General features: G+C 41.8%; 15 protein-coding genes and 1 tRNA gene. 11 read left to right on the plus strand and 5 right to left on the minus strand.

The features are described from left to right. The first annotated feature begins 45 nt into the window (after positions 1 to 45). The 8 genes from AB9N12_RS08700 (at position 46) to AB9N12_RS08735 (ending at position 7954) form a co-directional block, all read left to right on the plus strand. Positions 46 to 627 (plus strand): RNA polymerase sigma factor, encoded by a 582-nt coding sequence (locus tag AB9N12_RS08700; protein WP_369891451.1) that lies wholly within the window; start codon positions 46 to 48, stop codon positions 625 to 627. A gap of 109 nt (positions 628 to 736) precedes the next feature. Further along, positions 737 to 1693, plus strand: a complete 957-nt coding sequence (locus tag AB9N12_RS08705) for a FecR family protein (protein WP_369891453.1) — start codon at positions 737 to 739, stop codon at positions 1691 to 1693. A 27-nt stretch (positions 1694 to 1720) separates the two neighbouring features. Continuing rightward, complete coding sequence (locus AB9N12_RS08710; protein WP_369891455.1) at positions 1721 to 2494, plus strand: endonuclease/exonuclease/phosphatase family protein; 774 nt, start codon at positions 1721 to 1723, stop codon at positions 2492 to 2494. Positions 2495 to 2501: 7 nt separating this feature from the next. Further along, entirely contained in the window at positions 2502 to 3281 is a 780-nt protein-coding gene (locus tag AB9N12_RS08715) for a hypothetical protein (RefSeq protein ID WP_369891457.1), read from the plus strand. Positions 3282 to 3294: 13 nt separating this feature from the next. Further along, positions 3295 to 4824 (plus strand): hypothetical protein, encoded by a 1530-nt coding sequence (locus AB9N12_RS08720; RefSeq protein ID WP_369891459.1) that lies wholly within the window; start codon positions 3295 to 3297, stop codon positions 4822 to 4824. Between the two features lie 266 nt (positions 4825 to 5090). Beyond that, on the plus strand, positions 5091 to 6242 hold the full coding sequence (locus AB9N12_RS08725) for an IS4 family transposase (RefSeq protein WP_369888970.1): 1152 nt from the start codon (positions 5091 to 5093) through the stop codon (positions 6240 to 6242). A gap of 169 nt (positions 6243 to 6411) precedes the next feature. After that, positions 6412 to 7215: an inositol monophosphatase family protein gene (locus AB9N12_RS08730; RefSeq protein WP_369891461.1), complete on the plus strand. Its 804-nt coding sequence runs from the start codon at positions 6412 to 6414 to the stop codon at positions 7213 to 7215. A gap of 31 nt (positions 7216 to 7246) precedes the next feature. Then, a complete protein-coding gene (locus AB9N12_RS08735; protein WP_369891463.1) occupies positions 7247 to 7954 on the plus strand; it encodes a ComF family protein in 708 nt (235 codons plus the stop codon). 1370 nt (positions 7955 to 9324) lie between these two features. Here the strand turns inward: AB9N12_RS08735 and AB9N12_RS08740 are convergent. Beyond that, positions 9325 to 9408 (minus strand) — tRNA-Leu (locus AB9N12_RS08740). Positions 9409 to 9593: 185 nt separating this feature from the next. Here AB9N12_RS08740 and AB9N12_RS08745 point away from each other — a divergent pair. Both AB9N12_RS08745 and AB9N12_RS08750 read left to right on the plus strand, forming a co-directional pair. Beyond that, positions 9594 to 10745 carry an IS4 family transposase gene (locus AB9N12_RS08745; RefSeq protein WP_369888970.1) on the plus strand — a complete coding sequence of 384 codons (1152 nt, stop codon included), beginning with the start codon at positions 9594 to 9596 and terminating at the stop codon, positions 10743 to 10745. A 172-nt stretch (positions 10746 to 10917) separates the two neighbouring features. Next, positions 10918 to 12000, plus strand: a complete 1083-nt coding sequence (locus AB9N12_RS08750; protein WP_369891465.1) for a mannose-1-phosphate guanylyltransferase — start codon at positions 10918 to 10920, stop codon at positions 11998 to 12000. A 158-nt stretch (positions 12001 to 12158) separates the two neighbouring features. Here AB9N12_RS08750 and AB9N12_RS08755 read toward each other — a convergent pair whose 3' ends face one another. Together AB9N12_RS08755 and rpsO are read right to left on the minus strand one after the other, a co-directional pair. After that, on the minus strand, positions 12159 to 12734 hold the full coding sequence (locus AB9N12_RS08755; RefSeq protein WP_369891466.1) for a helix-turn-helix domain-containing protein: 576 nt from the start codon (positions 12732 to 12734) through the stop codon (positions 12159 to 12161). 188 nt (positions 12735 to 12922) lie between these two features. After that, entirely contained in the window at positions 12923 to 13192 is a 270-nt protein-coding gene (gene rpsO, locus AB9N12_RS08760) for a 30S ribosomal protein S15 (protein ID WP_004296393.1), read from the minus strand. Positions 13193 to 13347: 155 nt separating this feature from the next. Here rpsO and typA point away from each other — a divergent pair, with 155 nt between their 5' ends. Further along, positions 13348 to 15147, plus strand: a complete 1800-nt coding sequence (typA, locus tag AB9N12_RS08765) for a translational GTPase TypA (RefSeq protein WP_369891469.1) — start codon at positions 13348 to 13350, stop codon at positions 15145 to 15147. Between the two features lie 311 nt (positions 15148 to 15458). On the opposite strand, the gene AB9N12_RS08770 is transcribed toward typA, so the two are convergent. Further along, the gene (locus tag AB9N12_RS08770) at positions 15459 to 17486 is read right to left on the minus strand and encodes a RagB/SusD family nutrient uptake outer membrane protein (protein WP_369891471.1); all 2028 of its coding nucleotides are present in this window, start codon (positions 17484 to 17486) and stop codon (positions 15459 to 15461) included. A gap of 14 nt (positions 17487 to 17500) precedes the next feature. After that, the gene (locus tag AB9N12_RS08775; protein WP_369891473.1) at positions 17501 to 20761 is read right to left on the minus strand and encodes a SusC/RagA family TonB-linked outer membrane protein; all 3261 of its coding nucleotides are present in this window, start codon (positions 20759 to 20761) and stop codon (positions 17501 to 17503) included. Positions 20762 to 20855 lie beyond the last annotated feature (94 nt).

Below are 20855 nucleotides of genomic sequence, written 5' to 3' on the forward strand. Positions count from 1 at the left end.
ACTTGATATAATAAGCTTTTTATTTTCATATTTAAAATGATTAAGATGTCCCAGAAATACTCACAGGATGAAGCCCAAGCTTTGGTTAAGGCTCTGAAAGAGGGGAACCAGCTGGCATTTAGTATTGTATACAAGACATATGCGGCGCAGACCTTTTCTTTGGCATTTAAATATTTGCTCAATAAGGAATTGGCTGAAGATGCTGTGCAGAACTTATTCTTAAAACTTTGGCTGAAAAAAGAAGAGATCGATGAAACAAAACCTATAAACAGATACCTTTTTACGATGTTGAAGAACGATCTGCTCAATACGTTAAGAGATTCAAAGAAAAATATCTATTTACTTGAGGATTGCCTTTCAATGGTTTTGGAATTGGAAGACAATTCTCAAAACGAAAATCTTAAGCAAGAACAAATGAACATCATACAACAAGCTCTTGAGCAACTTTCGCCGCAACGTCGCAAGATTTTTGAAATGAAAGTTTCAGGAAAATACTCCAATCAGGAAATAGCTGATAAACTCAATCTTTCGATAAATACAATCAAATTTCAATATAGCCAATCTTTAAAACAGATTCGCGCAACAGTGGGAGAGCTTAGCCTACTGTTGCTTTATTGTATGATGTAATTCTATCGCTTTTTGCGGATATGAAATGTTCTTTTGAATTAACACGGTTTAACGTAGTCTGTATAATACTTTTTTTGTAACAGTGTGTATTACTAATAGATATTGAAATATGAAATCAAAACAGAAACATACAAGTCAGGACTTTGAAGTAGTTGACGGCATCGGGAAATATATTGATGACGACATTCAGAGGATAGTAGAAGGCAAACAGATCGAACTGGGCGACAGAGAACTGCCTCCTTTTGATGAATATCGCATTTATAAGAATATTCAGGAAGCCGTGATGCAGGAAGAAAAACGAAAGAACAGGAGAATCAGAATACCATTGTTCTTTAAGTGGACGGTGGCCTGTGCTATTGTTTTACTTGTGATAGGTGTAGGATATAATTTCTATCAAAGTCATAGTGAGGCAAATCTTGTTTATCGTGAGGTCTGTGCTGTAAGAGGTGAAAAGTTACTCGTATTACTGCCTGATGGTAGCCGGGTGTGGTTAAATGCCGATTCTAAATTGACTTATCCGGAACAGTTTGCGAAATACAACAGGAATGTTACGCTGGAGGGAGAGGCTTATTTTGAAATAGCAGAAAATAAAAAATCACCTTTTCAGGTGCTTGCCGAGAATGTAAAAATACAGGTGACGGGAACATGTTTCAATGTAAAAGCGTATGCTTCGGATAAAGTCGTAAAAACTACACTCGACGAAGGAAGTATCAATATCGGGCATGTACAAAGCCGTAGACCTATGCAGCAAATGCTTCCCGGGCAAACGGCAGTTTATGAAAAAAGGAGTAATGTAATAAAAATAAAAACTGATAGATATCATGATGATGCTTCGAGTTGGAAGAGTAATCGGCTTATTTTCAGAAATGCATCGCTAAAAGAAGTGCTGACAACACTTTCACGGCATTTTGATATAGAGATTACAGTTCAAAATGAAAAGATTGCTTCATTTACGTACAACTTCGTTTGTAAAGGGAACGACTTGAACTATGTCTTGGAGGTGATGCAATCAATAACACCGGTTAGCTTTAAAAAGATATCAGAATATACATATACTGTTGAATAAGTAAACTTAATCTAATAACAAAATTTTATGAAAACACTTTTGAAGCCCATTGTATGGGTATGCCTTTTCTTCTTTGCATATCAAAGTACGTATGCACAGGCTCTTAAAATAATGAGCTATAATTGCCGGATGTCCGGACAGATGACTGGTTACTCGGTGAAAGAGTATGCGGTATTTATCAGGAAATACAATCCGGATGTCGTCATGTTGCAAGAGATAGATTACAACACAAAAAGGAATAAGAATCAAGATTTTACCACTCAGCTGGCTGCAGAATTGGGATTGTTTTCCGTATTCGGGAAAGCGATGAATACTGGGGATGGAGAATATGGAGTAGCCATACTTTCAAAATATCCTTTTGTTTATATCAATAACAAAACCTTTGAAGGTATAGACGGAGCCAAAGAACCCCGGACGCTATTATATGTGGATATTCAGGAACCCGGAACTTCAGATGTAATCAGAATAGGAACGACTCATCTGGATCACTCGACGGATTTGATAAGGAGCGCAATGGCCGAACAGATTAATGAGCGGATCGGTACGGGAGATACCCCGACGTTGCTGGGGGGAGATTTTAATGCCAGGACCGACTCTAATGTGATTTGTGAAGTAATGAAGAACTGGCAGAGAATCTGCGATGATACATTCACCTATCCGGCAGATCAGCCGACAATCAAGATTGATTATATATTCGGGCTTCCACAGAATAAGTGGAAGGTGAAGTCGTTTGAAGTTTTATCTAATCCGGAGGTATCTGACCACAGAGCTTTGTTTACCGAAGTTGAATTTGTAAAATGAATGAAATATGAAACCAAACTATCTATATCTGCTATTTATATGTATTACCTCTTGCCTGTTCGTTTCATGTAGTGATGAGGATAACAAGAGAGAAGAAATCCCTGAATGGAATCGGTTCAGAACAACTAACGTGTTGGTTTATGCACACTTGTCAGAGCAAAATTTATTTAGTTCTTGTAGTTATAAAGAGGTGGCGGCGTCTATCAGGAACACTGTTCATGCAGTGGCGTTGTTGGATAGAACGAACGCTATTTATGGGCAAACTGCAATCATAAATACGGGTACGGAGACTGCTAGAGAGAGTAAAAAAGTGCCGGTGTTTGTACCTGTCAGCTATAGTAGCGGAGAAAAAAAGATAATCGGTAGTACTGTGCTTTTCCCTTCTACTATTTCCGAGATGACACAATATGTGGTAAAAAACGATTGCAGATATCTTGAAACAAAAACAGAAGCAGTGAACGGAATAGATATGCTCTTCTGTTCTGTGTCGCTAAATAGTGAAGATCTGATAGTTCCGGCCGTTGATGTATTCAAGAAAAGAGTAAACGAACAGACAGTTCTGGTGGGCACTGTTAAACGTGCGTTGTTATCTAATCTTGAGTCGGCAATTACTTCTAACTTAACTTCTGATACTTATTTTTTCTCGGAAGTGGAAAATAGAAATAGAGACTCCGAGTATTGTATATTTGTCCTGACTTCACATAAATGGGCTTTTAGGGGGGTAACCGAAACAAGTGTAAGTGGGGATTTACATTGTTTTCAATTACAAATCGAATCTTTAAAATAAAAAATGAACAGTCATGAAGCAATATATCAAAAACACAATGATCCTGATGCTTACCCTGTCATGGGGTTTGTTATTGACAAATTGTAGTGATAGTGAAGCCGATTATTCGGATGACAATGCATATCCGCCACCTACTGTAGAACTAACTTCTCCTTCCGAGATAGATGTGGTGGAGTATAACTCTACGGTGACTGTATCTGCCAGAAGTTTCTCTGCTGTGGGGATACATAGTATATATGCTACCTTGTTGAAGGTGGATGAAAGTGGAGAATATGAAGAGATAAATGCGAATGAACGCCAACGTTTAAAGATTGATACTCTGGAAACTGATATGACACTTGAATTTGATTTAAATGTCAAGGTCAACACGCGTGAAGCAGCCGGAATACTAGTGACATCGACAGATGTTTTGACAAAAACGACACAAAAGGTAATACCTATTAAAAAGATAACCAAACTTCCGTCCCAGATATTTACAGAACCATCAGATTTACCTGTTTTAGTACCCGATGAAGAGGTTTCTCTGTCTGTAATGATCCGTTCAGCAGTGGGCATTAAGTCCGTAAAACATACTTTGTGTAATAAGGTATTGGGTGATCTGAAGGACTATACAACTATTCCGGTATCAGGTGATCCATTAGAAATGGAATTTATCTTGAAAACTGTCGTAGACAATAAAGATACCGATGGAATCAAGATTGTAGTGGAAGATATAGAAGGGTTGAAAGAGGAGAAGATTATCAATATCGAGGGCATTGAGGGTGTTGACAATAATGTTGCGCTTGTTTTCAACGATATTGAAATGGCACCCGAATGGGAACATTCAATAGAACCGGATCAACCTTATATTTTCTCCATAGAGGGAATAATGATACGTGGTGTGCAGAAGCATGTGTTAAGTTTGAAGGAAATTAAAGGATATGGCTCAAAGGCAAACGGCGTAGACTTTGCTTTCATCAATATATGGAGAAATCCAAGTTTTGTTGCTGTTAAAAACAGAGGGTTTTCTTATGTCAGTGCGTCAAGAATTAGTGGAGGCCCAATAGGGAGAGCTTACGATGTAAATGACTGGATTAAACCGGCCGGCGTAGCCACCAACAAAACGCTGTTTACTCTTATACCTGATGATAAGGTTACTGACCTTGGCATTGATGTAATGATGGCGAATGCGGCTTCGGACGTCAAGACTTTTGAGGCGTTGAACGTATTGGAAAGTATAGCTAAAGGAGGTGCTGATATGTTAATGCAAAGAGTCAATGCGTCTGAAGCGTATCCGAATGATCCTTGTAGCTTGCAGATAAAAGACAATACTTATATTGCTTTTGTTACCGCAATGGGCAAGTACGGTGTGATTCATGTTATTGAGGCCGCAAATGATATGGATGCATTAGTTGCCGGAGGATGTAAAATAGCTACTCCTACAGGAGTGGTAGGAAGCCAGGGGCCAGCCTACTCGGGAGCTGGCATAACAGGACTCACTTATGATGGCGTAGCATTACTCTATGGGCGTACATGCAAGTTGAAAATTGTGGTTCAGAAGTAAAGTTGTTATAATTTAAAGAATAAAGAATTATACATTTATATTTAGATGTAAAAGTTTAGAAAGGTCGGTTCAAAAAAAAGAAAATGAACCGGCCTTGTTTTTTTAGATGTTTCCTCAATATTGATTATGGTAGTTTGGGTGTTACTTCACTAATTAGTGTGTCAAACCAATATTGTCCTAAATAAATTGGGAGAACAAATAAAAAGGAAGTAGAACTAAGGTAAAATGACTACCTTAGTAGCGAGCCACCAACTCATCTACTTCCTATGGCAAATATAACACTTTTCGCACAGGTAATATCACATCTCCCGAAAGAAAATATCAGGAAAATCATAAAATCTTCGGGGTCAGACAAGCATTGTAAGGGCTACAATACATGGAGTCAGTTTGTTAGCATGATTTTCAGCCAATTCTCAGGATGTGATTCAGTCAGAGATATCTCAAACGGGCTGAAATCAGCCACCGGCAACCTCAATCATTTGGGAATCAACCGTGCACCATCCAAGTCAACGGTAGCATATCAGAACGCCAACCGAGACAGTTCGGTTTTTCGCGGCATATTCTACTCGTTGTTTCAGTATTTCGGACAGCAAGCCCTATGGCAACGAAGAAAGTTCCGTTTCAAGATGCCGATAAAACTGCTCGACTCCACATTGGTGTCATTGACTCTGTCAATATATGACTGGGCACATTACACTACCACCAAGGGGGCGGTCAAGATGCACACGCTATTGGACTATGACAGTCTTTTGCCGGAGTTCGTGAATATCACCGATGGCAAAACCACCGACAACAAAGCTGCTTTTGATATTGAGTTACATCCGTATAGTATTGTAGTAGCCGACCGAGGCTACTGTGACTACTCATTGTTGAATAATTGGGACAGCAGCAACGTGTTCTTTGTAGTGCGTCATAAAGACAATATCCGGTACAAAGCCATAGAGGAGTTGCCTTTGCCTGAAAAACACGCTCAGAATGTACTTATTGACGAAATAATCGAGTTCGAACTCTCGGCGGCCAAATCCAAATATCCCAAACGTTTACGTCGCATCGCAGTATGGAACGATGAACACGGTTTTGAAATTGAGTTACTCACAAACAACTTCACATTGGCAGCATCAAGCATAGCGGCTCTGTACAAGGCTCGGTGGAACATAGAAATCTTCTTTCGCAACCTCAAGCAACTGCTACGCATCAAGAGCTTTATCGGCACATCCCGCAATGCCGTAGAGACCCAAATATGGACTGCTATGACTACAATGCTGATTCTGACATGGCTAAAGCACATCGCAAGATACAAATGGGCATTGGCTAACCTTGTGGTCACGCTCCGGCTGAACACATTTACCAAAATCGACCTCCAAAAATGGCTTGATCAACCATTTACACCACCTCCCGAAACCATCGAAAACGATTAGGGGGGATTGATTTTGAACTCTCGAGGCTATACTTAACAGTATAGTCAGTTAGCTCATGCTCAAAATTTATTTAGGACAATATTGGTGTCAAACACGAAAATATTATTTTCTTCTATGCTTTTTGCAGGAAAAGTTATAACTTCGGAGCACTTTTTAATTTGAGTAATAAATGTTGGATTTAAAGCAACTTACCACTGATGTATGCCAAATTGCTACAGAGGCTGGACATTTCTTGAAAGAAGAACGAAAGAACTTCCGTCGTGAACATGTGGTGGAAAAACATGTGCATGATTATGTGTCTTATGTAGATAAAGAGTCAGAGGTGCGGGTGGTGAAAGCACTTGCAGCTCTACTGCCCGAAGCAGGGTTCATAACAGAAGAAGGCTCTGTCACTTATCAGGATGAACCCTACTGCTGGGTCATTGATCCATTGGATGGAACTACAAATTATATTCATGATGAGGCTCCTTACTGTGTGTCTATTGCTTTGCGCAATCGCACAGAACTTCTTTTAGGTGTTGTTTATGAGGTTTGCCGGGATGAATGTTTTTATGCCTGGAAAGGCGGAAAGGCTTTTATGAACGGTGAAGAAATTCATGTGTCGAACGTTGAGAACATCAAAGATGCATTTGTCATTACAGAACTACCTTATAATTATCTACAATATAAACAGACCGCTCTTCATCTTATCGATCAGCTTTATGGGGTAGCGGGAGGTATTCGCATGAATGGTTCGGCTGCCGTTGCAATTTGCTATGTAGCTATTGGGCGTTTCGATGCGTGGATGGAAGCGTTTCTCGGAAAATGGGATTACTCCGCAGCGGCATTGATCGTCCAGCAAGCGGGAGGAAAGGTTACTAACTTCTATGGCGAAGATAATTTCATGGAAGGCCACCATATTATTGCAACGAACGGAATTCTGCATTCTTTCTTTCAGAAACTTTTGGCAGAAGTCCCTCCATTGAATATGTAAGTGGTATTGCAACTTTAAAATCTCTATTACTATGAGACACACACTTCTTGTAAAAGACTGGCTTAGTTCTTTTTTATCTTTACTGTTTCCCCGTTGCTGTGTTGTTTGCGGCCGACCGTTAGCAAAGGGAGAGGAATGTATTTGTACGGTATGCAATATCAAACTACCTCGTACGAACTATCATCTTCGAAAAGATAATCCGGTGGAACGGCTTTTCTGGGGACAAATTCCTTTGGAACGGGCTACTTCCTTTTTCTTTTATGAGAAAGGAAGTGACTTTCGGCTGATTCTTCATCGTTTGAAATATGGTGGACAGAAGGAAATCGGTGCAATTATGGGGCGGTATATGGCAGCAGAACTTTTATCTTCCCACTTTTTTCAAGGAATTGATGTCATAATCCCTATACCGCTTCACAAGAAAAAACTGCAAATTCGCGGTTATAATCAGAGCGAATGGATTGCCCGTGGAATCACTGCTGTAACAGGAATCCCCATAGATACAGAATCCATATTGCGTAAGAAAAATACGGAAACACAAACACACAAATCCATACTTGAACGTCGGGATAATGTGGAAGGTATCTTTGAACTTCAACGTCCCGGAGCACTTGTAGGGAAACACATACTGATCGTTGACGATGTATTGACCACCGGTTCTACTACGCTGGCATGTGCTTCTTGTCTGGTGAATGTGGAGGGAATACGGATTAGTATATTGACGTTGGCGACAGTGGAATAAATATGAAGGCAATGAATAAATAATATAGGAGGTTATTAATATGATTCATGATCCCAGAATTCCGGGATCAGTAGAAACTTAGTGGGTATACGTTATCAAGAGATGAAGTTATTTTGAATCGTGAACGTGAACAAGGCAGGCTACATACAATATTCCGTATTCGCAAAATTCTCTGACATCCGCAAGCAAATGTCAGAGAATTCAGTCAATGAGTACACGGCTCTCTCATACATAAAAACGAAAATCCTCTTTCATCCTATCACCATCTTTCTGAAACTCCCTATTCATCGTATTTACAGAGCGGTGATAGGTTGTCACTAACCTGTCACCTCATCTATCACCTATCACCGCCTATTTTCCTATTGTAAACAGTCATTTTAAAAATTTCACGCCTTGAAACAAAGTGTTTCAAGCAAATGAAACATCTTGAAACAAATCGTACTATTTTTCTACTGACCCCGAATTCCGATATAATGGCACAGTAGAAATTTAGTGGGGATAGAGCCAACTCTTCGCAATCCTGCAAAGAAAGAATTTTCTGTCCGCCATTCCATGTATAGTCCTAAACAATTTAATTCCGGCATTAATATAGACCTAATCATATATCTTATTGAATTTTCATACCATAATCTGCTTTCAGCCGTTTCAGTTTTACCCGCAAACGCTTTGCAGGAAGGAGATAGCGGCTGAAACCGGAACATATTGACCCTTGCAGGAAGGTATTGTAGGCAAGGGGTAGTGCTTTCAGCGCTTTCAGTTTTTTTCAGACTTGCCGGTAGAACTATCTATTGTGAGATGAAATGTAGGCTCTGTTTGGTTATAACAGAGGCTCTGTTACCATGAAATGCAGGCTTTGTTTTGCTATAATAGAGCCTCTGTTGGAAGTAAGTAAGGAGCCGGAGTTATACACATTCGCTTTCAGGAGTGCTTTCAGGCCCAAACGTCGATGAACAGGGACTTTGGTGAAGAACTGAAGGCTGAAGGCGATTTTTCTTTTTAATAGTTAGTGGGAGATTTGACTGTAATTAGTAGGAGAATTGCCTGTAACAAATACTACACTCAATGAAATAATGCAGGAGACTTGGGCAACTCAAGTACATGATTCGGATTGCTTCAGTACCGGATCGAACAATTCATATACATATTATTTTGTGCCTTACCGTATGGAAACGAACTATTTGGGGGATAGGCTACCTTGAAGCACATTACTCAAATTTTTAAACTCTTCTCCGATTTTTCAGATTAAGACAAAATTTATCCCACTATTTTTCTTACAACAAGGTGCTTGAGCTTATCTATGAGCAGACCAATGAGCTACGAGGCGGCAAGGCACAAAAAAGGGAGAAGATAACTCCTCTCCCCCGTTTCAGTACCCAGACCCGGGGTCGAACCGGGATGGAAGTGAATCCACTGGTGTTTGAGACCAGCGCGTCTACCGATTCCGCCATCTGGGCGCATACTTGATTTCTCAATTGCGGTGCAAATATACGACATTATTTTGATTCCACAATAGTTCGGCAAAAAAAAGGGGAAAAAAATCAATATTGTCCTAAATAAATTGGGGGGAACAAATAAAAAGGAAGTAGAACTAAGGTAAAATGACTACCTTAGTAGCAAGCTACCAACTCATCTACTTCCTATGGCAAATATAACACTTTTCGCACAGGTAATATCACATCTCCCGAAAGAAAATATCAGGAAAATCATAAAATCTTCGGGGTCAGACAAGCATTGCAAGGGCTACAATACATGGAGTCAGTTTGTTAGCATGATTTTCAGCCAATTCTCAGGATGTGATTCAGTCAGAGATATCTCAAACGGGCTGAAATCAGCCACCGGCAACCTCAATCATTTGGGAATCAACCGTGCACCATCCAAGTCAACGGTAGCATATCAGAACGCCAACCGAGACAGTTCGGTTTTTCGCGGCATATTCTACTCGTTGTTTCAGTATTTCGGACAGCAAGCCCTATGGCAACGAAGAAAGTTCCGTTTCAAGATGCCGATAAAACTGCTCGACTCCACATTGGTGTCATTGACTCTGTCAATATATGACTGGGCACATTACACTACCACCAAGGGGGCGGTCAAGATGCACACGCTATTGGACTATGACAGTCTTTTGCCGGAGTTCGTGAATATCACCGATGGCAAAACCACCGACAACAAAGCTGCTTTTGATATTGAGTTACATCCGTATAGTATTGTAGTAGCCGACCGAGGCTACTGTGACTACTCATTGCTGAATAATTGGGACAGCAGCAACGTGTTCTTTGTAGTGCGTCATAAAGACAATATCCGGTACAAAGCCATAGAGGAGTTGCCTTTGCCTGAAAAACACGCTCAGAATGTACTTATTGACGAAATAATCGAGTTCGAACTCTCGGCGGCCAAATCCAAATATCCCAAACGTTTACGTCGCATCGCAGTATGGAACGATGAACACGGTTTTGAAATTGAGTTACTCACAAACAACTTCACATTGGCAGCATCAAGCATAGCGGCTCTGTACAAGGCTCGGTGGAACATAGAAATCTTCTTTCGCAACCTCAAGCAACTGCTACGCATCAAGAGCTTTATCGGCACATCCCGCAATGCCGTAGAGACCCAAATATGGACTGCTATGACTACAATGCTGATTCTGACATGGCTAAAGCACATCGCAAGATACAAATGGGCATTGGCTAACCTTGTGGTCACGCTCCGGCTGAACACATTTACCAAAATCGACCTCCAAAAATGGCTTGATCAACCATTTACACCACCTCCCGAAACCATCGAAAACGATTAGGGGGGATTGATTTTGAACTCTCGAGGCTATACTTAACAGTATAGTCAGTTAGCTCATGCTCAAAATTTATTTAGGACAATATTGGAAAAAAATAATAAAACATACCTTAAACACTTCTCTATTCAGAGAATAAACCGTACATTAGCAAAAACTTTAAAACAGAGTCACTATCATGACAAATCAGGATAATTATTGCGTGATTATGAGTGGCGGTATTGGAAGCCGCTTTTGGCCGTTTAGCCGCAAAACATTGCCCAAACAATTCTTAGATTTCTTTGGAACGGGTCGTTCACTTTTACAGCAGACTTTCGACCGGTTCCAAAAGATTATCCCCACAGGAAACATTTTCATCGTCACCAATACAATATATGCAGACTTGGTGAAGGAACAATTGCCTGAAGTAAATGAAAGCCAAATCCTGCTGGAACCTGCTAGACGGAACACCGCTCCATGTATAGCATGGGCTTCTTACCACATCCGAGCACTGAATCCAAATGCCAATATCGTAGTCGCACCTTCAGACCATTTAATTTTAAAAGAGGATGAGTTTCTTGCCGCTATCGAAAAAGGACTTGATTTTGTTTCACGCTCTGAAAAGCTATTAACATTAGGCATTAAACCCAATCGTCCGGAAACTGGATATGGATATATACAAATAGACGAACCCGCAGGAGACAACTTCTACAAAGTAAAAACATTCACCGAAAAACCGGAACAGGAATTAGCCAAAGTGTTTGTAGAAAGCGGAGAATTTTACTGGAATTCCGGTCTATTTATGTGGAATGTAAATACAATCATCAAAGCGAATGAAGACTTATTGCCTGAATTAGCCTCCAAACTAGCACCGGGAAAAAACATTTATGCCACCGATAAAGAGAAAGCATTTATTCAAGAGAATTTCCCTGCATGTCCAAATGTGTCCATCGATTTCGGTATTATGGAAAAAGCGGATAACGTATATGTATCATTAGGAGATTTCGGTTGGTCTGACCTTGGGACTTGGGGATCACTTTATGATTTATCGGAAAGAGACCCGGAAGGTAACGTTACCCTGAAATGTCATTCACTCATTTATAACAGCAAAGATAATATGGTAGTACTTCCAAAAGGAAAACTGGCCGTAATCGATGGACTGGAAGGATTTCTAATAGCAGAATCGGATAACGTTCTTTTAATTTGCCGCAAAGATGAAGAACATGCCATCCGTAAATATGTGAATGACGCCCAAATACAACTGGGTGATGATTTTATTTAGCAGCGTGTGAAAAACGGTAGTTCCCGATGTATATTGCATATTTATCACATCGGGACAATCTACCTTACTTTTGAATTATATTCCTTATCGGGAGTCTCTCCAGCCCAGTGCTCGGGTCACTGCCCCCACGTACGATCAAATGTTCCCGACTTATTTCATTAAATCGGCGTGTAAATTACTGCCAATATTTTTGCAGCCTGTCCCTCATAAGCATGTACATGATGAGGGACAATGGAATCATAATAAATACTATCACCTTCTTCCAGTAAATAGACATTCTTACCGTAGCTGATTTCCATAATTCCCTCCATAACCATGATAAATTCCTCCCCTTCATGAGAAGAAAGCACGAAGTCAGTATCTTCCGTTGGCATCACATCAATAATAAACGGCTCCATGTGGCGATCTGCTTTTGACTTGGACAACGAATGATATTCCATGTGTTTGCGAGAGCGAATTGCATTATTGGAAAAACTAATCGCGTCTTTAGCCTCTTTCTTACGACATACCACCGGCCCGACTTCATCCTGATCATCAAGGAAAGTACCCAGACGTACCCCCAACACACGTGCAATTTTAATCAGTGGCGCAAGAGAAGGTATATCAATGTTATTCTCAATACGCTCAACCTGTTCGATAGCCAAACCCGAACGTTGCGCCAACTCTTCTATGGTTATTGATTTATCTTCGCGAAGGGCTTTAATTTTTTCGCCAACAATCTTACTTGTATCCATTTTGAAAGAATTTTAGTGATCAAAGGTGACAAATCATAATAATTAAAATACAAAAATAGTAAAATCTTTAGATAAACACAATTATAGCCAAAGAAAATACGACTATCGGGAAGAAAAAGAAAAAAACAAAAAAGCCGCTCCTCTTCTTATCATGAGGAACGGCTCTTAATCTTTTTGCGACAAGTAGATTACTTACGCAAACCGAGCTCTTTAACAATAGCGCGATATCTTTCGATATCTCTTGCCTTCAGGTAATCGAGCAAGCGACGACGCTTACCTACCAACATTGTTAACGCTCTTTCAGTACTATAATCTTTTCTGTTGAGCTTCATATGCTCAGTCAGGTGAGAAATACGGTAGGAAAACAAAGCCACCTGAGCCTCAGCTGAGCCGGTGTCAGTGTTAGACTTTCCGTACTTTCCAAAGATTTCTTGCTTTTTAGCAGCGTCTAAATACATAATTCTTAGAATTTTAATTGATAATTTATTCTTTTGAGCGTGCAAAGATAGACATTATCTTTATATCACACAACGATTTACAAGAAAAAATTGCTACCATTGCATATATTTCTAATCCTATTTTCGTACCTTTGCGGCCAAATAATAGGTATTATATGCAAAATATTCGAAATATTGCAATCATTGCCCATGTTGACCATGGGAAAACAACGCTGGTTGACAAGATGTTATTGGCTGGAAATTTATTCCGCAGCAACCAAAATAGTGGTGAACTTATTCTGGATAACAACGATTTGGAACGTGAACGTGGTATAACGATTCTCTCCAAAAACGTATCCATCAATTACAACGGTACAAAAATTAATATTATTGATACTCCGGGACACAGTGACTTCGGTGGTGAGGTAGAGCGTGTATTGAATATGGCCGACGGCTGTATTCTGCTGGTGGACGCCTTTGAAGGTCCGATGCCCCAAACTCGTTTCGTGTTACAAAAAGCACTGGAGATAGGTTTGAAACCTATCGTGGTAGTTAATAAGGTAGATAAACCTAACTGCCGTCCGGAAGAAGTTTACGAAATGGTCTTTGATTTGATGTTCAGCCTGAACGCAACAGAAGAGCAACTGGACTTTCCCGTGATCTACGGTTCCGCCAAAAACAATTGGATGAGCACTGACTGGAAGCAACAGACTGACAGCATTACTCCGTTACTGGACTGTATCATCGAAAACATTCCGGCACCGCAACAGTTGGAGGGTACTCCCCAGCTGTTGATCACTTCTCTAGATTATTCTTCTTATACCGGTCGTATCGCTGTAGGTCGTGTACATCGCGGTACATTAAAAGAAGGTATGAATATAACGCTCGCGAAACGTAACGGTGATATGTTCAAGAGCAAAATCAAAGAACTCCATGTTTTCGAAGGTTTAGGCCGCGTGAAAACAAACGAAGTTTCTTCCGGTGACATCTGCGCACTAGTAGGTATCGACGGATTCGAAATTGGAGATACAGTTTGTGATTTTGAAAATCCGGAAGCATTGCCGCCAATCGCTATTGATGAGCCGACCATGAGTATGTTGTTTACCATCAATGATTCTCCTTTCTTCGGAAAGGACGGTAAGTTTGTGACTTCACGACACATCCATGACCGCTTGATGAAAGAACTCGATAAGAATCTGGCTCTTCGCGTGAAGAAGAGTGAAGAAGACGGTAAATGGATTGTTTCCGGCCGTGGTGTACTCCACCTTTCCGTATTAATCGAAACAATGCGTCGCGAGGGGTACGAATTGCAGGTAGGTCAGCCGCAGGTTATCTTCAAAGAAATCGACGAAGTGAAATGCGAGCCGATTGAAGAGTTGACCATCAATGTACCGGAAGAATATTCCAGCAAGATTATTGATATGGTCACCCGTCGTAAAGGTGAGATGGTGAAGATGGAAAATACGGGCGAACGCATCAACCTTGAGTTCAACATGCCTTCACGCGGTATCATCGGTTTGCGTACGAATGTACTGACAGCTTCTGCCGGTGAAGCCATTATGGCGCACCGTTTCAAAGAATATCAGCCGTACAAAGGAGAAATCGAACGCCGTACCAACGGTTCTATGATTGCTATGGAAAGCGGAACAGCTTTCGCTTATGCCATCGACAAATTACAGGATCGTGGTAAATTCTTTATTTTCCCGCAAGACGAAGTTTATGCAGGACAAGTAGTAGGCGAACACTCTCATGACAACGATCTGGTTATCAACGTAACTAAATCGAAGAAATTGACGAATATGCGTGCTTCCGGTTCAGATGAAAAAGCACGTCTGATTCCGCCCATTCAGTTCTCACTTGAAGAAGCACTGGAATATATTAAGGAAGACGAATATGTAGAAGTTACTCCCAAAGCAATGCGTATACGTAAAGTGATTTTGGATGAAATCGAACGTAAACGTGCAAACAAGAACTGATATTTGCGGATATCTATATAACGAGAGAGGGTGTGCCATAATGCCTAAATATAAAGATTTACCCCTGTCACAGATAGCTATAGCAGGGGTAAATTCCTCAAAAAGGGAATTTTGACACACCCTCTTTTCTGTCTATATATGTTTTTCCTGTATACTACTATATTATTTAAAAGAGGGTGTCCAAAAAGGTACCCTCTTCCCAATTTACCTCTTTCAAATTTGTGTAACTGCTATAAATCTCTTACCACAACAACTTTATTGTATACTAAAAATCAATACTTTTTTATATTTTAGTTCCTATTGAAAAACTATTATTCGATAGCAGGTTCGCTTGTTTTGCTTGGCCAATATGGATTTTGGTAAAGCACAGAACTGTCGACTGAACGGTCCGGAGACAGAAGCTCCATTTGCCGTATCGGCACTGGATACAAGTAGTATGCCTTAGCGAATGTGTAACCGTCAAATGCAGCGTTATTTGCTTTTACGATTGAGTACGGACGTACATACTTACCCAATTCTTTGGCTGACATATTGGCCGTTGAGCTACCGTCTGATACAATTTTGTATTTGGGATCGCCTTTGTCATTCTTCATTGCCACATAGTCATCATAAGCCTCATCCCAAAAATTGAATCCTTCCGGAATATATTTGGTTGTGAGCAACTGATCCATGGCTCTCCAACGCATCAGGTCGTCCCAACGCATACCTTCACCGATGAATTCGCAACGACGTTCGCGGCGGATATTGAATAAAGTTTCGTTTATCAATGTAGAACCGGAGTATTTAGCCCAGTCTACTTCCTTGCTCATATCCGTATTGTGGATGGTCTTTTCGTAATCTGTGTCCACTCCGCCACGTTTGCGGATAGCGGTCCAGTATTGGGCTGCCTTTCCATCGATCTTACCGTTTCTCAGGTAATATGCTTCCAGATAGTTAAGGTAAGCCTCCACACCACGATAGATGATGCATCCTGTGGTCGACTGGTCGGAACCGGAAATGATCTGGTCTTTCTTATAAGTCAGGCACTTACGGATGCGATATCCTGTCAAGTCTCTGACTTCCTGCAATTCAAAGAGGGCAGGTTCGCCGAACTCGGGCATAACGCCGTCACCATCGGCTCTCGGGGCTTGCTTGTCTTTCTCACCGAATAAGAAAAGTTGCAGGCGCTGGTCACGTCCCTCCTTTTCTTTCTGAATTCTGCTGTCACCTTTAAACCCGCTGTTGCTGGCATACCAAGGCAATCCGTTCTCCATCAGGAAAGTCTGTACATAACTCCTCAACATTCCATTGTTTCCACCTGAATAAATATAGTTGGGAGCACCGTGGCTAATGTTGATACTTCCCGAACGAAGATAGTCTTTCCAGAAAAGAACTTCGGAATAACCACTCATATCTTCGGCAGAAAACATTTCAAAGTAAGGATTCCAACCGGAATATTCGCTGTCGCTGGGCGGATTGAATACTCCTGTGTTTTCAGTCAGTGTGATAGCGTCCGCTACTTGTGAAGCTGCATCCATACACTGGTCGAGGAAGAAGTTGATTTCAGCCGCTACATCAAGTGAGAAATTCGGATGTACTCTCTTTCCCGGCCATGTTTCGTCACCCGGCACGCGGCCTGTCCCCTGATGATATTTCTCAAATGTGGCTTCGTATAATGCCACACGTGATTTGAGCAGCAATGCACATTGCTTATTCAGGCGATTATTGTTCATGAAGCCTTGGTTCTTCATTGCTCCGATGGCTTTGTCGAGATCTTCGAGAATGAAGCGGGCCACTTTATTGCGTGGCTGACGTACACTCTTTTCAATCAGTATCGCTTCATCATCCGGAAGCACCTCGGTAATGATAGGATAATCCCCGTATTTACGTAGCTGGTTGTAATATATCAAGGCACGCATGAAATACATTTCACCGATGTAGTGTTTGATTTCATCTTCTGCCCCCGAAATCTTTCCAGCTTCGTATTTAGGCAGCACCTGTTCGAAAAAGTAGTTGCAATAACGGGCCAGTGACAATCCGTTGGACCAGTTGTTATTATTTGAAGGAACTTTCCAGATTCCTTTTTCATAGTAAGTAGAGTTATAGCCACCCACTACCATGTTGTCTGTACCGCCATCATTGTTTACCGTACCGGCATTCCATCCGCCATGTGTTGAGAACATAGAGTTGTATTTTGAAATGGTATATGCCGCCAGGTGGTCTACAGTCTGGAAATACTCTTGCGGGGTGACCTGATCCAGCGGCTCTCTGTCCAAAAAGTCGTTGCACGAAGTCAGAGCTATGGATACTCCCGCTACGAGGCTAGCCTGCGCCACGATATATTTCATTTTAATTTTCATAATCTTGGTGTTTTTTAGAAGTTAACATTTAAACCGACTGAAATGACTCTCTGCAACGGATACAGTTTACCGTTATTCGCATCATATGTACTTCCGATTGCTTCCGGGTCGAAGATGCCTGTGATATCAGAGAAAGTAAGCAGGTTGTCTCCGGATACATAGACACGTACAGACGACATACCTGCTTTTTCTGTCCATGTTTTAGGCAAAGTATAGCCTATCTGGATATTTTTCAGACGACAATAAGCTGCGTTTTGCAAATAACGGCTCTGTACATTCGTATTCTTACCACCGTTTCTTGCTACACGTGGGTAGTAAGCGTTGGTGTTTGCTCCCAAAGGATCACCTTCCGGACGCCAGAAATCCCAATGTTCCTTGAAACCGGTAGCCTGCCATTGTCCAAGACCGGTTGACCCCCAGAAGTACGGACCCTGCAGCCAATAGTCACGTTTGCCGATACCCTGGAAGAATGCACGGAAGTCGATTCCTTTCCAGCTTGCATCAATAGTCAGACCGTAGTTAAAGCGCGGTGTACTGTTCCCCAGAATAACGCGGTCACCTGTATCTCCCAGCTTATTGCTTCCTGTGCTGATCTTGCCATCACCATTGAGGTCGGCGTACATAATGTCACCTGCTCCCCATTTATTACCCAAGGCCGATTGGTCTACTTTTGCCAGATGAGCGTCCATTTCTTCCTGGCTTTGTGCGATACCGATTGTTTTGTATCCCCAGATATTATTGAGTTTCTGACCTTTGTAATAAGTACCGATGTTGTAGTCTTCATTCGGATATTTCAGAATTTTCTGCTGAGAATCAGACAGAACGAATTTCACGCCATAAGAAAAATCCCGGATACGGTCTCTCCAACCCAGTTCAAGTTCAAAGCCGTAGGATTTCATATCCGCATTATTGATCTTTGGCACTCCGGTACCCAGAGATGCAGCCAATTCAGGGGCCGGCCCGATCATATCGTAAGTATAACGAACGAAGTAGTCGAACGAACCGGTCAAGCGGTTGTTAAATAATCCCCAGTCCAAACCGACATCCCATGTTTCGATGGTTTCCCATGTTTTCTTCATGCTGACAATGCCCGGATTGTTGGCATAGTTAGGTAATCCTCCGTTCAGCAACCAGCCATAGTTGGAGCCTGTCGGCATAGTCTGATAGAAAGGATACCATGCGTCTTTGGTATCTGTATTACCTAATTGTCCCCAAGAGGCGCGGAGTTTCAATGTACCGATGCTACATTTTTCGGCGATTCTTTCAAAGAATGGTTCTTGTGCAACGTTCCATCCGGCAGAGAACGAAGGGAAGAATCCCCAGCGTTTGTCACCTATAAAACGTGACGAACCGTCGTAACGTCCGTTAGCTTCCACCATGTATCGGTCTTTATAATTGTAGTTGATACGTCCGAAGAAACCGGCTACGGCATTGTGGGCATATCCTCCCCATGCTTTCGGATCTTCAGTGGCTGTGCTGATGGTAGGCACTGAACTTGAAATCAGTGTACTCTTTTGAGCCTGGACAGAACGGGTTTTATAAAGCTCACTGTTGAAACCGGCCATAACTTTGAAGTAGTGTCCGCTGTCAAACTGTTTAAAGTAATCCGAGTAGATGTTGGTCGTATAGTAATTTTCTTTATATGAATACTCGTTTACCTGAGAGAGGCCGAGTGCGCCTCCGTTCCATGAAATCAGGTACGGTTCGTTATCTGCGTTGTATGCATATACCGGCAATACATCCCAGTGTTCGTTCGTGTTCATTGTGCGTAAACTACCTTCCACGTTGATTCTCCAGTTTTTGATGGGCTCGAAAATGAACTGTAGCTGTTGAGTGTTCAGATCTTTCTGATTGATCTGTTTTCCACCGTTTTCCAACTGTTCGATTTCCATGCCTTCTAGCGGATGTCCGTTCGGGTCGTAAGCCGGGTTGGTCGGCCAGCGACGGGCGATGTTGTGAAAGAAGAGACCTGTCAGGTATGACGGGCGGTCAAAGTCTTCGCGTGTCCATTTGGTTGAGTAAGTGACAGTGAACCAATCAGCAATCTGGCTTGTGATTTTACCGTTCATCGTATAACGTTGGAAATTATCGCTGCCATGGCGAAGCAGACCGTTCTGGTCAAGGAAGCTTCCGCTGATGGTATACTGCGTTTTCTCCGAACCTCCACTGATGCTCAGGCTGTGCTCTTGTGACGGAACCCAGTCATTATAGAACTCTTTGAACCAGTCGGTGTTGGCATTAGCACCGCCATAAGCCTGCCATTTACGGGTTCGTTCGTCCATGGTCGTTGTTTCTTTCCGGGTTCCGGCTTGATAGGCAAGAATACGGTCGAGTGCTTCTTGGCTGAATGGACCTGAGTCACCGGCATTTTCAGCTGCACGATTAAAGTAGAGTGCGAATTGATAGGAGTCCATCATTTCCGGAACACAAAGCGCATCGGAGAAACGTACGTTACCGTTATAGCTAACTTTTGTTTTGCCGCTCTTACCACTCTTCGTTGCAACGAGGATTACACCGAATGCGGCACGGGCACCATAGATAGAAGCAGAAGCTGCATCCTTCAGTACGGATACGTTTTCTATGTCGTTCGGATTAACCGAGTTCAGGTCACCTTCGATGCCATCGATCAAAATAAGAGGAGAAGATCCGGAGCCGTCGCCAATAGTACCGGCACCACGGATATTGATACTCATTGAGCTATCCAGCGCACCGCCGGAGTTGCCCACCGAGAGGTTCAGACCCGGCACTACACCCTGTAATGCCTGTGATACATTTTGCACCGGACGGGCTTCGAGTACTTCAGAGTTTACCATACCGACAGCACCGGTTACGTTCACCTTCTTTTGTGAACCATAGCCCACGATAACAACTTCATCCAGTACTTCGGTGTCTTCTTTCATCGTAATGTGGAGAGTTGCGCCTTCAGCTTTGACTGTAACGGTTTGATAGCCAATGTAGGAGATCTCGAGCGTAGCGCCTTTAGGTGCATCGATAGAGAATTTTCCCTCCATATCAGTGATGGTACCCATAGTGTCATTGTCTTTCACTTTGACGGATACACCAATCATGGCTTCTCCGTTCTGGTCCAGTACCGTACCTGTTGTTTTCACTTTCTGCTGCTGTACGGAGGTGATTTCGTGTTTTTCGTAAGTATCGGCTGCCGCTTGCTGAGGTGTAGCACACCATAGCATGATAGAAGCTGCGATTGCCATTTTCAGGCAAATTGTTTCTCGAAACCGGATTAGGTTCGGAAACAGGTTAATTTTTTCTGCCATACGCTAAATTGTTCGGTTAAATATTAATTTGATTGTTTGTTTTGAGATTCCGGATTTATTCTATTTCCGGAATAAGGTTTGTAAAAGATTTGTT

The sequence above is a fragment of the Bacteroides sp. AN502(2024) genome, assembly GCF_041227145.1.
Taxonomy (GTDB): domain Bacteria; phylum Bacteroidota; class Bacteroidia; order Bacteroidales; family Bacteroidaceae; genus Bacteroides.

Excerpts from the sequence above, each read along its gene's own strand:
- AB9N12_RS08700 (WP_369891451.1), top strand. The coding sequence starts at position 46 with ATGTCCCAGAAATACTCACAGGATGAAGCCCAAGCTTTGGTTAAGGCT.
- AB9N12_RS08705 (WP_369891453.1), top strand. The coding sequence starts at position 737 with ATGAAATCAAAACAGAAACATACAAGTCAGGACTTTGAAGTAGTTGAC.
- AB9N12_RS08710 (WP_369891455.1), top strand. The coding sequence starts at position 1,721 with ATGAAAACACTTTTGAAGCCCATTGTATGGGTATGCCTTTTCTTCTTT.
- AB9N12_RS08715 (WP_369891457.1), top strand. The coding sequence starts at position 2,502 with ATGAAACCAAACTATCTATATCTGCTATTTATATGTATTACCTCTTGC.
- AB9N12_RS08720 (WP_369891459.1), top strand. The coding sequence starts at position 3,295 with ATGAAGCAATATATCAAAAACACAATGATCCTGATGCTTACCCTGTCA.
- AB9N12_RS08725 (WP_369888970.1), top strand. The coding sequence starts at position 5,091 with ATGGCAAATATAACACTTTTCGCACAGGTAATATCACATCTCCCGAAA.
- AB9N12_RS08730 (WP_369891461.1), top strand. The coding sequence starts at position 6,412 with ATGTTGGATTTAAAGCAACTTACCACTGATGTATGCCAAATTGCTACA.
- AB9N12_RS08735 (WP_369891463.1), top strand. The coding sequence starts at position 7,247 with ATGAGACACACACTTCTTGTAAAAGACTGGCTTAGTTCTTTTTTATCT.
- AB9N12_RS08745 (WP_369888970.1), top strand. The coding sequence starts at position 9,594 with ATGGCAAATATAACACTTTTCGCACAGGTAATATCACATCTCCCGAAA.
- AB9N12_RS08750 (WP_369891465.1), top strand. The coding sequence starts at position 10,918 with ATGACAAATCAGGATAATTATTGCGTGATTATGAGTGGCGGTATTGGA.
- AB9N12_RS08755 (WP_369891466.1), bottom strand. The coding sequence starts at position 12,734 with ATGGATACAAGTAAGATTGTTGGCGAAAAAATTAAAGCCCTTCGCGAA.
- rpsO (WP_004296393.1), bottom strand. The coding sequence starts at position 13,192 with ATGTATTTAGACGCTGCTAAAAAGCAAGAAATCTTTGGAAAGTACGGA.
- typA (WP_369891469.1), top strand. The coding sequence starts at position 13,348 with ATGCAAAATATTCGAAATATTGCAATCATTGCCCATGTTGACCATGGG.
- AB9N12_RS08770 (WP_369891471.1), bottom strand. The coding sequence starts at position 17,486 with ATGAAAATTAAAATGAAATATATCGTGGCGCAGGCTAGCCTCGTAGCG.
- AB9N12_RS08775 (WP_369891473.1), bottom strand. The coding sequence starts at position 20,761 with ATGGCAGAAAAAATTAACCTGTTTCCGAACCTAATCCGGTTTCGAGAA.